Origin of the sequence: Psychrobacter sp. Pi2-51 (assembly GCF_904846665.1) — a bacterium.
Taxonomy (GTDB): Bacteria; Pseudomonadota; Gammaproteobacteria; order Pseudomonadales; family Moraxellaceae; genus Psychrobacter; species Psychrobacter glaciei.
In genome coordinates, this window is the sequence record NZ_CAJHBP010000069.1 from 1 (window position 1) to 550 (window position 550).

Annotated in this window: 1 pseudogene; it reads left to right on the plus strand. The window is 42.5% G+C overall.

The features are described 5' to 3' along the window. A pseudogene (locus JMY08_RS13935) lies at positions 1 to 550 on the plus strand (CAP domain-containing protein); the annotation flags it as partial.

Genomic DNA, 550 nt, shown 5'->3' on the forward strand with positions numbered 1-550 from the left:
ACCTTGCTGCAGTGCTTTTCTTGGCAGTGTTTTTAACGGCCTGTGGCGGTGGTAGCGACTCTGACAGCAGTGCTGCGTCTAATGATTCACCAAGCCAATCACAAGAAGTCATTTCAGAACCAATAACTTCGGCCCCAGTAACGGCGACGCCTGACGATCAGGACAATGAACCAACCAATAATGTCCCTGTCAATACAAGCGACGAGCCTACTGAAAATAACGCGCAAGCAGCATTAAGTGCTAATAATCAATTTAGTCTCGCAAGAACCAGCTGTGGTCTAGGCGGTTTGTCTATGGATACTGCGCTTGATGACATTGCTATTCAGCATGCAAACTATATTAAATATGTATTTGCCAATAGCTCACCAACCAGTTTTAATGCACATGTTGAAAATAAAATAAGTGATATTGCTAGTGTGACAGGTAGCAATAATCCGTTTTTTGGTGGGCTAAGCTTTACTGATCGCTTATTGAATGCAAACTATCGTAATGCACAATATGGTGCTACTGAAAATATTGCTCAGTCTGACTATTACAGCTCAGCAGGTAA